At 44.7% G+C, this 13,478-nt stretch carries 7 protein-coding genes; 1 reads left to right on the top strand and 6 read right to left on the bottom strand.

All coding sequences use genetic code 11. The annotated features are described in order from the left end of the window. Positions 1 to 6: 6 nt before the first annotated feature. Positions 7 to 3,102 (bottom strand): cyclic peptide export ABC transporter, encoded by a 3,096-nt coding sequence (locus JOE49_RS11505; RefSeq protein ID WP_245248370.1) that lies wholly within the window; start codon positions 3,100 to 3,102, stop codon positions 7 to 9. 577 nt (positions 3,103 to 3,679) lie between these two features. Between JOE49_RS11505 and JOE49_RS11500 the strand changes: the two genes are divergently transcribed. Next, complete coding sequence (locus JOE49_RS11500) at positions 3,680 to 8,173, top strand: non-ribosomal peptide synthetase (RefSeq protein WP_209941218.1); 4,494 nt, start codon at positions 3,680 to 3,682, stop codon at positions 8,171 to 8,173. A gap of 117 nt (positions 8,174 to 8,290) precedes the next feature. On the opposite strand, the gene JOE49_RS11495 is transcribed toward JOE49_RS11500, so the two are convergent. The 5 genes from JOE49_RS11495 to JOE49_RS11475 form a co-directional block, all read right to left on the bottom strand. Beyond that, complete coding sequence (locus JOE49_RS11495) at positions 8,291 to 9,256, bottom strand: glycoside hydrolase family 25 protein (RefSeq protein ID WP_209941216.1); 966 nt, start codon at positions 9,254 to 9,256, stop codon at positions 8,291 to 8,293. Positions 9,257 to 9,414: 158 nt separating this feature from the next. Further along, positions 9,415 to 9,861: a phage holin family protein gene (locus JOE49_RS11490; RefSeq protein ID WP_040101929.1), complete on the bottom strand. Its 447-nt coding sequence runs from the start codon at positions 9,859 to 9,861 to the stop codon at positions 9,415 to 9,417. A gap of 87 nt (positions 9,862 to 9,948) precedes the next feature. Next, the gene (locus tag JOE49_RS11485; RefSeq protein ID WP_209941214.1) at positions 9,949 to 10,215 is read right to left on the bottom strand and encodes a hypothetical protein; all 267 of its coding nucleotides are present in this window, start codon (positions 10,213 to 10,215) and stop codon (positions 9,949 to 9,951) included. A 59-nt stretch (positions 10,216 to 10,274) separates the two neighbouring features. Further along, positions 10,275 to 10,886 (bottom strand): hypothetical protein, encoded by a 612-nt coding sequence (locus JOE49_RS11480; RefSeq protein WP_209941212.1) that lies wholly within the window; start codon positions 10,884 to 10,886, stop codon positions 10,275 to 10,277. Between the two features lie 12 nt (positions 10,887 to 10,898). Continuing rightward, complete coding sequence (locus tag JOE49_RS11475) at positions 10,899 to 13,478, bottom strand: hypothetical protein (protein WP_209941211.1); 2,580 nt, start codon at positions 13,476 to 13,478, stop codon at positions 10,899 to 10,901.

Below are 13,478 nucleotides of genomic sequence, written 5' to 3'. Positions count from 1 at the left end.
GATTGGTTATGAGCCACTGACTTCAGCACTCAACACCTCCAGCTCCTTCATCTGCCCCATTTCCATCTTCAGCAGTCGGTCTGCGGTATGGAAATAATGGTCATCATGCGTAATGGCGAAAATAATTTTACCCGCCGCCTTCATTTCAGGCAGAAGTGTATGGTAAAAGAACTTGCGGAATTCCGGATCTTGATCGGCAGCCCATTCGTCAAACAAATATACGGGTCGATCCTCCAGATAACAGATCAAAAGCGCAAGCCGCTTTCGTTGTCCACCTGATAGCTTGAGCGTACTGAAATATCCATCCTTGACCCTTACTTTTTCCTCCAGTCCCAGTTTTTTCAGATAACGCTCAATGTCGGACTGCTTTTCCTTATAATCAATGTCGTACAAGCGCTCAAACAGATGAAAATCAGAGAAGACGGTGGAAAAATACTCGCCCGACGTGCGGGCATCAATGACTTCTCCATTGATCGTGATGTATCCCGTTTGTGGAGGATAGAGGGCAGTCATTAATTTAGCAAGCGTCGTTTTACCACTGCCGTTGCCGCCTGTGATGAAAATGGTCTGTCCTTTAGCCGCTTCCAGTGTAATAGGTCCGACCAGAAAGCTGGACTCTCCAGTCACGTTGCTGTACTCGAAGCTAAGATTATGAAAACCAATTCGTTCCACAGCCACTTCTTCATCCACCAAACTCGCAGTATCATACACTTCTCCGCTGTCATCAGTCGGCATTTCCGCAATAAAGGCTTTAATTCTTCGCCAGGAGGTCCGAATCTGGAACAGCTCCGGCACAGCCTGCAACAATCCGTTGATGGGTCCGATCAAGTAGAGGAACACGACAACAAATTGAATTAATGTGTAATCCTTAATGTTCGGGAAAATCGTCGGGAACACAAAGGTAACTACACCTAAAATTAAAATCAGCAGCGTCTCGCCCAGCACCAGTGCATTGGTAAATTTAATGCGGGACACGGAGCGTTTTTGACGATACTGTTCACAGCTATCCTGAATATCGCTGCTAAACTCCGTCTTTTTGCGTCCATGCATACTAAGCTCTTTAAAACCTTTGAGCATATGGTCGATGAACCCCAAATACACGTTTTGGGTATCCCTCGCCTCTTCCCAATAGCGGTTAGCCGTACCGCTGACGATGCTATAAAATGCGGCAATCACCGCAATGACAGCCAGGGAGAGTATCGTGCCCCAAAATGAAATCGTACCGAGATAAACAAAGCAGCAGATGACTGTCAGTAGACTGGTCGCGAACCCCACCGCCACATTGGCCGAGAAGCCCACCATCTCTGTATCATTATTTAAAGTGGCTAAAATTTTGCCATTGTCCATGCGTTCTAATTTGTCATAAGAGCTGTGTAGCACACGTTGAATCAGTTCCATTCGTTTTCGATAAATCATGTTGTAGGTAATCTTCACTAATTTGGTTTCAATCAGCTTGCGACCGAAAATATAAACCGCCAGCGCTAATCCGAAATAATACAGCAGATATTTGAGCGGTATTTCGCTGCCAATTGAGAAATTGACGATAAAAATGACAAAAGCATTCGCCGCCCCGCTCAGCAAGCTCACCATTACCAGTAAAGGAAGCGAGCGTTTATTTTCGTCTGTGTTCGGAAAAATCGTACCCAACACCAGGTAGCCAAAGCTCAAAAGCAATCCCAGCCCCAAGGCTCCAATCGCAAACGGAAAGCTAAACGGAGACCAGACAATCGCGGTTGTCCAGGAAACGCCCTGCATGGCAGTAGGAACCAAATAAACTCCATACAAAAACGGTGTACTGCAAAGTAAAAATAGCAGCCATGTGAGCAGCTTTTTTGGATTCAAAGGCTTCAAAACACGTTGTTTGCGGATGATATCTCGTACCACCGTCATCAACAGGACCACTACCGCCAGCACATAACATGCCAGCATGATCGTAATAACGGACCACGCATTGTCTGTTTTCTGATCTGGCTCATACGGAGACACAGGCTGACGATCTCGTAAAATGTCCATAAGACCATGCCCGGTGATATACGTTAACGTGGTACCGTTGTTTGCCATAATCCCTACAGCCAGCTGATCCTGAGGGCGAAAAACCATATAAGCAGAAAAATTCGGATTTAATCCAGCCTTGGACACCTCTCCGTTTCCGCTTTGGTAGTCAGCCCAGCCCATAGCATAAGACGACATATCAAACTTGCTGGGGGTAACGGTGCGGTCAGGCGCATGAGTTTCCATAATTAATGGAGTCATGGGAGATTTCAGGCTGCCCAACTGATATTTGAGCCAAGTGGCGAGGTCATTTCCGTCCATCATGATATAACCAGCGGGACGGTTTCCTCTAAAGACAGGGGATTGATATTCACGTGCTTGAAAAAAGCCGTTCTTGTAGCCTGTTGCCATCGTGGGTGCGGCTTCTGTGGGATAAAGAGTAGTTTTATTCAGACCTAAAGGCTGAAAAATATGGGTCTTCATATAATCTTCGTAAGGTTGCCCTGTGACCTTTTGAATGACAGCCCCCACGATTGCGTAGTTAATGGTGGCATATTCAAAGCGTTCGCCAGGACGATTATGTAATTCCAGGCCATTCACATTTCGTACAACCTGTTCCAGTGAATCGGGACGGTTGGAGATCGGGATGTCGGTAATTGTGTACCATGGAATGCCACTGGAGTGATGTAACAGCTGCCGCAGTGTAATCTCGACATTTTGGTGCTTATACTTGGCTTGAAACCATGGAAAAAACTTTGAAACGGGATCATCCAGCTTCAACAACCCCTGCTGCTGTAGTTGCAGCACGGCAAGTGCTGTAAATCCTTTGGAGCAAGAGGCAATTTCAAAGCTTGTCTCGGGTGTTACAGGAACCTGCTTGTCCACATTGGCGTACCCAAAACTTTTGAGATAGGCCGTTTCCTTTCCACGAACCACAATAACTGTCATTCCAGGGATATGACCTTCCTGCATCTTCTCATGAATAAATGCTTCCAAACGCTGAGTGGTGTTTTCATCCAATCCTGCTGCGGCCTCCGCACGACTGGGCGGAATACATGTAGCCACTAAAGCGAAAATCAGGATAACCGCTGCCATTTTTCTCATGATCATCTTTTTACATTCCATAATCGCTCCAGCTTTCTTTGTAATATGTAATCAAAGCTTGCTTGACCAATATATGTAAGACTATTTATCTAGTAATTACATAAAAAAACTAGGATAAATAGTATTCAACATCATGAATAAATATACACAATTTGTATATTTAATTTATGGATAATTAAATAGTTTAAGAGTAAATATATGTTAAATAGGAATGGATTTATTTAAAGGAAAATTAAGGAAGAATGCCAGGATATTGATTGCGAAATCGGAGAGTCAATTACCAGAAATACTTAATAAATTAATATTTATCAATATTATCGAAATTGTATTAACACCTTAACATTTCATCCATATCGGATGTAGTGAGCTAATTCACACTTTTTTAAAAATTCCATTGTAAACCTACGGAAACCTTTTAAAGGGAACTCGCCTTTTTAAATTGGAATAAAATTGTCGAAAATCCGTTTTATTTTTTGTTTAAAAATACATTTTTTCTGCTTGATTGTTTTTATTGGGTGGGCTAGGATCATTTTTATGTAGACTCTATGTTTTTCAATATCTGCATGTATAAGGAGGCTAATGGATGTTCTATGCACTAACACATTCTCAAAAAAGAGTTTGGTATAACGAGAAAATATATGGTACGACAGCCATGCACAATCTGACCGGACTTGTACGCATTCAAAAGGAACTAGAGTTTGACGCGCTGGAGAAAGCGATTCAACTCTTCATTTCCAAAACGGAAGGCCTCCGCATCCAGATCGAAGAGCAAAATGGAGAACCCGTACAGTACGTAAAGCCCTATGAAAAGGAGCAGATCGCATGTATTGATTTTAGCCATGAGCCTGATCCGTTACTTCATTTTGAACAATGGCTGAAGGCTGTGAGCGGACAGGTTATGCCTCTGTTGAATGCCAAACTGTATTCTTTTGTTATTTTTAAACTGGGGCCTGCTGATGTTGGTTATTTGGGTCAATTTCATCATATTATTGCAGACGGTTGGGCCTTACATATCGTGTCTGAACGAATTTCGCAGTATTATACTCTACTGGTTAACCACAGCCCCCTGCCTGCTGATGAAGAATATTCCTACATACCTATCATTGATCAAGAACAAGCCTATTTAACATCTGAGCGTTTTATAAAAAATAAAATATTCTGGCATGAAAAATTTCAAACCTTACCCGACATGATACCTATCAACAAAAGCAAAGATATTTCGGCCGTTCGAACATCCTTTGCCATCGATAGTGAAACTTCACGCATCATTCAGACCTTTATCCAAAGCTCCAAACTTTCTGTAAACGTATTATTCGTATCCGCCCTTCTGCTTTACATCTACCGGACGACTCAAGAAACCGATGTGGTGATCGGGACTCCAGTCCTGAACAGATCGGGCAAAAAACAAAAAAATACGTTTGGTATGTTCACCAGCACCATGCCGTTTCGCATCCAACTGGATGAAGCTTTAGATGCCTGCTCTTTGATGAAGCATGTGGGGGCAGAGCTGATGAATTTTTATTTTCATCAAAAATATCCATATGATCTTCTAGCTAGTGACCTGGAGCTTGCTCAAAAAGGATATAACAGTCTGTTTGATATGTGTGTTAATTATTACAATATGAAATTTAGTCCCCAATTTGATGGGTGCCCCTATGAAGTTCAGGAGGTTTTCAGTGGTTATCAACCTTATGCGCTGCAACTGGTTATTCGTGACTGGGAGGGGAGCGGAAGAATTACGCTGGACTTTGACTATAAAGTGAATTCTTACAGTGAGACGCAGATCGCAAAAATGTTTGAGTATATCATTCATATCGTTCGCGAGATGATCGAGCAGCCACAGACCCCGATTGCGGAAATTGAAATGCTATCTCCGCAGGAACAAAATGAGCTGATCTATGGGCTGAATCAAACACGTTCTTCCTATCCCTCGTCCCTAACCATTACTCAGTTATTTGAGCAGCAAGTCGTTGAAAAAGCTACTAATATTGCCTGTTACTTTGAAGAGCACACGTTAACCTATCGTGAGTTAAATGAACAAGCTAACCAACTGGCGAGGTTTTTAAAAAGCCGTGGTATTGGGCAAGAGAGTATCGTGGGGATCATGGCTGGGCATTCATTTGAGCTTATCATTTCGATCTTAGCTGTGTTGAAATCAGGTGGGGCCTATCTGCCTATAGATCCTCACTATCCAGCTGACCGTGTTAGCTATATGCTGGAGGATTCCGGGGCTGCTTTGCTTCTTACCGATGCACCTTTGAATGATGATATTTCATTTTCCAGAGGAGTTTATCGTATAGACGATGCATCCCTGTACCATGGAGATTGCTCGAATTTGAAGCCACAAAGCGGACCGAACCAGCTCGCTTATGTAATTTACACCTCCGGTTCCACAGGCAAACCTAAAGGAGTGGCAGTTCCGCACAAGGGACTTGTGAATTACATATGGTGGGCGAATAAAACCTACTTGTCCGCAGCTCACGAGGTCTTTGCTTGTTATTCGTCAATAGCCTTTGATCTGACTGTCACTTCCATATTCACCCCATTAATCAGCGGACATGCCATTAACCTCTACAGAGATGATGATCCCGGCGAATTTGTATTGTTCCGCATTATGAAAGACCAACGTACAACCATTGTAAAGCTAACTCCCGCACACTTGTCCCTTCTACAAGAGTCGGACATTCGTACATCGAGCGTCCGCAAATGCATTGTAGGAGGAGAAGATCTCAAAGTCAGTCTTGCTCACAACATTCATGACAAGTTTGGCGGAAGTATTGCCCTGTTCAATGAGTACGGACCTACGGAAACCGTCGTAGGCTGCATGATCCATATGTATGATGCAGACCGGGATAGCAGAAGATCCGTTCCCATCGGTGTGCCTTCCGATAACGTGGCTGTATATTTGCTGGATACGCACTTAAAGCCTGTTCCTGTGCAGGTAAAAGGAGAAATCTACATTTCCGGTCATGGAGTGGCAAGAGGATATCTGAACAGACTGGAACTCACAAAAGAAAGGTTTCTCGATAATCCTTTTGTTCCTGGCGAACGAATGTATAAAACCGGTGACATGGGGATACGGCTGGAAAATGGCCTGATCGAATACCTTGGCCGAAATGATAACCAAGTCAAAATCAGAGGCTTTCGTATCGAGCTGGGTGAGATTGAAGGAGCTTTATCCTCCTATCCTGACATCCAGCATGCTGTCGTAAACGTTGTGGAAACAGGCGATGCGAATAGATATCCCGTTTTGTGTGCCTATTATGTATCTGATCGTGTTATCTCTCCCAAGCTTCTCAAAGATTATTTACATGCTTGTCTTCCCCATTATATGGTACCAAGCCACATACTCCAGCTGGAAATCATTCCGCTTACATCCAATGGCAAGGTGGACAAGCAAAAGCTTCCTGTGCCAGACGTGTCCTCTGGATTAACTGACATATATGAGGAAGCCCATAATACGGTGGAAAGCATTCTCGTGCAGGTTTGGGAAGAGCTGTTCCATACGTCTAACATAGGTATCCACGATAATTTCTTCGCACTGGGGGGAGACTCTATTAAAGCGATCCAGATGACATCCAAATTAAATAACTATGATTTGGAAGTGGGTGTACAGGATGTTTTAGCGCATCCCAGTATAGCAGAGCTTGCTCATTACACACGCCAAAAGAGCCGACTGTACGATTCTTCAGCTCCCGTCAGCGGAGAAATTCAGCCTACACCGATCTCCTTGTGGTTTATGGAGCAGTCATTTCATAATCCTCATCACTATAATCAATCGGTCTTGCTTCTGCTGAAAAATGAAATGGATCGTTCTGCTCTAGAAAAGGCATTTCACAAAGTAATTGAACATCACGATGCTTTAAGGATGAGCATACACCCGGATGGCAAGTTATTTTATAACCCGGAACTCACTGCAATCCCGTTCAAGCTGGATTGTTATGACATGACGCCTATTTCAGCAGAGGCTTGGCAGCATGAATTCAATAAGCTGGTGCATAGCTTGCAATCCGGTTTCGATCTGTCCCACCGTCTTCCTATTCGAGCAGCTATATTCGATCACGGACAAGGAACCTGGGAATTGTTCATCACTGCGCATCATCTGGTTGTAGATGGAGTTTCCTGGAGAATTATATTGGAGGATGTATTGGAGGCTTATCATGCCTTAGAAGAAGGGGAGGAGGTACATTTTTCAAGAAAAACAGCCTCTGTTCAAACCTTTGCCAAGGAGCTTCATCATTATTCCACTACTGCGGATCTACGGGAGGAGCTTGATTTTTGGAATGAAATGGAGGGCGGCAACGACCATTTTCCAGCATTCATCACAAGCCAGCCATCCACTACCGTAAACTATGCTTCATGTGCAGTCGTCGAAGGAGAACTTTCCCCTGCCCATACGCACAAACTGCTCACCAAGGCGAATCAGGTCTATCATACTGAGCCTGTGGATTTACTGCTGGCTGCCTTGGCGTTAAGTGTAAAGGAATGGATTGGATTAGAAGATTTCACTTATGAGGTTGAGCATCACGGAAGGAGCCTGGATCACGTAGACGTATCCAGAACGGTTGGCTGGTTTACGGCGTTACATCCCTTACGTATTCAAGTGCCAGGTACAGAAATAGGCAGTGTCATTGCATATGTCAAGGAACTGCGCCGACGCATTCCCCAACAGGGTATCGGTTATGGCATTTTAAAATACATGCTAGGAGCTATTGAAAAAAGTAAAAAGATTCGTCCCCTACGCTTCAATTATCTGGGACAGTTCGATCACGAAAGTCAGAGTTCAGACTATGTATATAAGCATACTCCAGGCCTTCAAGATGTGGACTTCGTCAATCATCTAACGGCTGGCATCGAAATCAACAGCCTGATTGTTAACGACCAGTTGGTGGTCCATATGATGTACAGCACAACAATGTTTGAAAAAGAAAGTATAACCGAATTTATGCATATGTATGTCCAAACTCTACACCGTGTAATTGATTTTACACTTAGTCAGCAGAATGTTCACTTCACTCCTTCGGACTTTGAATCTGCTCGGATTAGCCAAGAGGATATTGAATTGCTTTTTGAATAAAAGATCCAACAAGGGCAGGCGGCTGCATGTAACCGCCTGTCTAATTAGACTTCAGGCGTAACTACTGTACTTATTTATATAAAAGTGGGGTTGGCAGTACATGAGTTCTTTCGAAGATCATTTGGTTGTTTTAAACACACCCAGACGGTTCAGTACGACCAGTAAGCGATAAAAATCATAACTGCTTGGCAGTTTCGCATCCACAATCGGGCTTGCCGGATTAAATGCAACAGCGGCAGCCATCGCTTCCTTCGCCCAGGTCGGCACAGGCATAGCCTGACGCGCCTCCAGTTCAGCTACCCGCTGATCCACTTTTTTAATATAAGCGCTCTGTTCATTCAACGTCTGCTTGAGCACATCTTTGCTGTTTTCAAGGGCAGCGACCTGCTGTTGCAGGGCTTTAAATGCCGCTTTTTCCTCTGCTGTCATTGGCTCATCCCCCTCTTCTCCTGCAAATACTTGGCGTAGCTCGGCCTCTGTTCCGGCGTATACATTCAGGTCAATCGGCCCTTGAATTCCATCAACCCGTCCACTATCGCTATATTGCCAAAAGTCCCAGCGCTTCCATGCCGTGGTATCGCTGGGCACTCGTGTACTATAACGCGCAATCCACAGCTTATAACTACCCAATGGCGCTTTGAAATGGGCAGCAAAAGCATTCCCTGTATATACCATCGGCTTACGGCCGCTTACCCGTTCAAATTCCGTTACAAATGCCAACGCAACCTCATGAATCGCGGCCGAGCTAAGCCCTCCCGGATTAATTTCGTAATCCATCACCGCTGGCAAGTCTAGCGCTTTCGCACCCCCCACCTGATCCAGCACCTCGGCGAAATGCCTGGCTTCCGCTTTTGCTGCGTTTACACTAGTTGCATCTACAAAATGGTAAGCTCCCAGGAGAATCCCGGCTGCCTTGATCCCTTTTGCATTCGTGATAAATGTCGGATCAACGTAACGCTGTCCTTGACTCGCTTTAATAAAGGCAAACGATTTACCATCGGCTCGTACACGTTTCCAATCAATCGTTCCCTGATATCGGGATACGTCAATGCCTTCGGCAGCGTTAGGGCTGCGATTCTGCATAAGGCGTTCCCTCCTTATCATTCATAATGTTGTAGCTCACTCTGTCTCTGTTATCCATATGCTTGGACCATCCATACGGTCTGGGCTTTTCCACTTTCACACCGAAAAAAGGGCGAAAAGGTAGTCTGCCTATTTTGGTAGTGGCCACTAGTGGCCCTTTATGAAGCTTTATTTTCTTTGTCGGAAGGGTCGGTTGGCTTTATTTTTTCTCCACTCGACTTAGACTCAAAAATAGCTACCGCATTCCGCAAAATATCCGGCATCGGCACTCCCATTCTGCCCACATTTTCAATAATGGACAACAGTTCGTTCGCTAAATAAAAGAAAACGACGGCATCCCGGAAGTAATGTGCATCCCCGAGAATACCGTCGATTAGATGAGCTACTGTAATGAGCAAAAATACGGTAACCTTGCGAAAAATACCGTAATACCCCTGGCGGCTTTTTAGCTCCCCGTTAATCCAGGCCGCTGCCCATCCGGTGAAAAAGTCGATCACGACCATCCACCACAGCAACGTCAACATTGTGGTCCACCCCCCAAAAAAATAACCGATCAAGGTCCCCGTGGAAAACCCCAGCCAAATCTGATCGATCTTTTCATGCATATTTGTTCCCCCTTTTGAACCAAGGTGTAAAATGAATGCCCTTGAACTGATCCAAGGGCATTTAAACAATTATTTTTGTTTTGTTCTCTATATTGTTTTTTTACGGAAAATAGAGTTATACCATTTAACCGTTTCTTCCTGTTCATTCAGAGCATCAGTTGATGATGAATTATCTACGTTGCCCGCTACTAGATCAGAACGCTTGGATAAAATAATCTTCATTACTTGTTCGCGTTGTTCTTCATCTAAAGCATAGCTTCCCAGGATGGTTGCTATATCACCTTCTCCGCGATCATAGCGGGTGATGCAAGCATGAGCACAAATACGCAATTGAGCCTCTGTTAAAGCGGTCATAGTTATGACTTCACCTCTTTTATATAAAAATTTTTGCTATATATAATAGTCAGTACACGTTATTTTCCTGTGCTACCAAGCATGAGCTGAGTCAGCATTACTTCGAGATCTGCAATACGCTGCTTCAATTGATCTGTCTCACTTGGCTGTTGCTCTGCTTTTTGTGTCAGTTCCTTAATCGCTTCGGCACTTAATCCTTCACTCCAGAACGTCGTTGGGTCTCTTCGTTCTGGAGCCGTGAATGTCTGAGCAAAATATACAGGTTCATCCCCGCGTTCGTTTTCCGGCTTGTTTTGCCATTCATCATGCAGCTTCTGAAATGCTGCCTGAGATTCCTTGTTCAACTGCTCATACGCGCCCTGTGCTTCTATCATTTTTTGGTTATATTCCGCTTCATAAGTCAGCCAGCCTTGGATATCAAAACGAGGATGATATAAGCCTGGCGGCACTGGAATTGCTATCGTATAACCAGCAAGGATGCTTTCTGAATTGGTTCCATTTATGGTACTAGAGCTGCTGTTAGTATGCTGATAGGTGTCTAGCTGCTGGTTTGTATCAGATAGCGTGAGTGAAGATGGAGTATAAAAAGGGACGACACCCGAAAAGGCATCGTCCACCAACTCGTCCTCCAGATAGAGGCCTTCAATATTTACTTTAGGTACTGCTTTCATGGTATGACCTCCTTATTGCTCTGCTATGAATGGCGGGAAAAGAACGCTCACCGTAGTGCTATCTTTTGCCCCTCCACCACCAAAACAAACTCTTCCATCTGGAAAAATATCAAACGGTACAAAAACAGGCCCGCTAGGTCCATAGCCATAAGAAACAGGGCCTTGTATACTGATAGGTCTGTAACCTTGCGGCAGAGTAAACAGTGCTAACCCTCCGTTTGTCAAACCATTCGCGATTAGCCCCCTGATATGGACGAACCCGTTACTGTCCTTCATTATTCCTACGGGTCTACTCGTAGCCCACCCATTAAGCAACGTCGGTGATATCCATGCAGGACTATCTTTGTCAGCCTTCTTGTTCTCTACCACGGACAGGCGCGTATTAGCCTGTTGCACACTCTCCACCAAGTCAGCTAAAAGCATTTTCTCGTTGGCTGCATAGGAGCCTGTGAACGGTACGACTGGTGACGGCTCCAACATTAGGTACGTAACGCTATAGGATGCCGTCTGGTCGAATCTAGCCATAGACGTATACGCCTGAACGGTTCCGTATTTGATTTTGTCAACTTCGGCGTGAGTAATCGAACCCCAACCATCGTTCTTACCGTTTTTATAAACGGCGACGATCTTACTGGTCTTTTCCCGAAGTTTTCCAAGCCCATCTAAAGCGCCATTAATCCAGTATTGATTACTGGAAATTGCCGGATTAACTCCCTCCCTAACAATCATTCCCGTACCTACTTCAACCTGATTATCTCCCTCAACAAAGGCGAGTTGACCCTCGCTTATGATAGGCTCAACTGTAGGCGTTGCGAGTTGATATACAAGTTGGTACGGCGTGTACCCTGCATAAGACTGCTGCGGTGTTGATTGAGTAAAGTTAGGAGCGCCCACACGTTGTACCCAATATTTAGTACCTGTACCCGACCATGTAGCCGTAGTCATGGCTTGAGCATTTGCAGGAGTGATGGTGTTAGCATCATATGCCTTGTATCCATAGAAATAGGCTTTAATGTCATCCTGTGTTGGCGTGTAACCGTCAGCCCACCCACTATCCGCGACAGGGACAGAAACGTAAATAGACCCATCAATGGATGTTTCTGTTGCATCGGCCCCTAATGTAGACCATTGCCCTCCCGTCTTAGCTGTATTTAATAGTTTCCCATCATACTTTACGGATTTTTCAGAATAGCTAATCCACGCCGGAAACTGATTTGGGGCAGTATAGACAACTTTGAAACCTGGAAATGATTGACCAGGCGAACTAGCGTTCCAGTTAACAGCGCCATCTAATGTAACCCTGTGCCATTTCTTAGATTTGAAGTATTGCCCGTCACGTTCAAACACCGTATCCGCATTCTCACCTGTAACCGGATCGGCGTATAGGTCTGTTTGCAACGCTAACATGGAATCCTTGCGCGGCCTGAATGGTTTGGCTGTGCAGCCGATGTTAAGCATAGGGTTTTCGTGTGTAAACGATCCTGCCGCCGCATATCTAAGCCGCACAGACAAGAATCGCGTTTGTGCCGATGTGGTGAATGTTTTAGAACCTACAGCAATTACGCCTGGCACAACCTCCCCACTTGGGTCAGAATCGTTTTCATTCCGACGTTCAATGTACTGTATTCCGTCACCCGCACTTGAGATTGTGTATGTTGTATTCGGCAATACAGGAACAACCACTTTTAAGGGGGATAAAGGAAATGGACCAGGATAGCTACTTGTTGAAGCACTCGCTTTGTAGGGACCTTGTAGATTGACTATCCCTGTGTTGATGACCGCCCACTCATAAAAGCTTGGCAATAGATTTTCCCCGTACCGTAGCGCATATGGATTACGTACAGGCATTACACTATCAACATATGGATACTTAGCTGCGGCCTGTGCTGGCGTAAGGCTTGCGGCGTCTGTATAGTCTGCCTCACTGATCTCATAAACGCGTACACAGTCCATATTGAATATATTACCAGCCGCACCCGTACCTGTGATGGTAACAATGTGAAAATATTCCTTCGCCGTGAACCGTACAACAGACGGCGCAAAAACAGAGCCAGAAGATACCTCGTTACCCACAACACTGGCAATACCATTTATTGATATAGCCACCTTGCTGGTATTACCACTTTTCACGTCTGCTATTGCGATATATTTTCGACCAGGCGTGGTTAAAAAACTTGCAGACGCCGTTGCTGGTACACTGCCTAGTGTAATTTTAAATGAACTGCTGCCGTTGGTTTTGTTGTTAGAGTCTATTGCAATAGCTACATTCGAGGACCATTCGCTTACTGTCTCGCAGTTCCCCATTCGTCCCAACAAATTCACCAACATACGCCCGCTCAGCCCCGTCAACGAAAATGGCGCAGCCTTTTCCGCATGAACCATCTGCACCCCAGGTTCGAGAGTTACCGCCTTACGCTCTGTTGTATCCAGACGCTTCTTGATCTCATTTACACCATCATTCACATCACCTGCGAAATTGTCTACAGCGCGCCAGTTTTGGTCCAAATACTTCTCCAGATCAAAATACGTGGTTTTGGGCGATGTGCGGTCAATTTGATTTAAGCCAAGATTTGGTGTTTTTTCGCTTGCCAT

It is taken from the genome of Paenibacillus sp. PvR133 (assembly GCF_017833155.1).
GTDB classification, from domain to species: Bacteria; Bacillota; Bacilli; order Paenibacillales; family Paenibacillaceae; genus Paenibacillus; species Paenibacillus polymyxa_B.
Note: the sequence above shows the minus strand (reverse complement) of the source record. Positions and strands in the feature narration are given on the sequence as shown.

Bases quoted from the DNA above. Each gene is read 5' to 3' on its own strand.
- JOE49_RS11500 (WP_209941218.1), top strand. From the start codon at position 3,680: ATGTTCTATGCACTAACACATTCTCAAAAAAGAGTTTGGTATAACGAG.
- JOE49_RS11495 (WP_209941216.1), bottom strand. From the start codon at position 9,256: ATGCAGAATCGCAGCCCTAACGCTGCCGAAGGCATTGACGTATCCCGA.
- JOE49_RS11490 (WP_040101929.1), bottom strand. From the start codon at position 9,861: ATGCATGAAAAGATCGATCAGATTTGGCTGGGGTTTTCCACGGGGACC.
- JOE49_RS11485 (WP_209941214.1), bottom strand. From the start codon at position 10,215: ATGACCGCTTTAACAGAGGCTCAATTGCGTATTTGTGCTCATGCTTGC.
- JOE49_RS11480 (WP_209941212.1), bottom strand. From the start codon at position 10,886: ATGAAAGCAGTACCTAAAGTAAATATTGAAGGCCTCTATCTGGAGGAC.
- JOE49_RS11475 (WP_209941211.1), bottom strand. From the start codon at position 13,478: ATGGCAAGCGAAAAAACACCAAATCTTGGCTTAAATCAAATTGACCGC.
- JOE49_RS11505 (WP_245248370.1), bottom strand. From the start codon at position 3,102: ATGATCATGAGAAAAATGGCAGCGGTTATCCTGATTTTCGCTTTAGTG.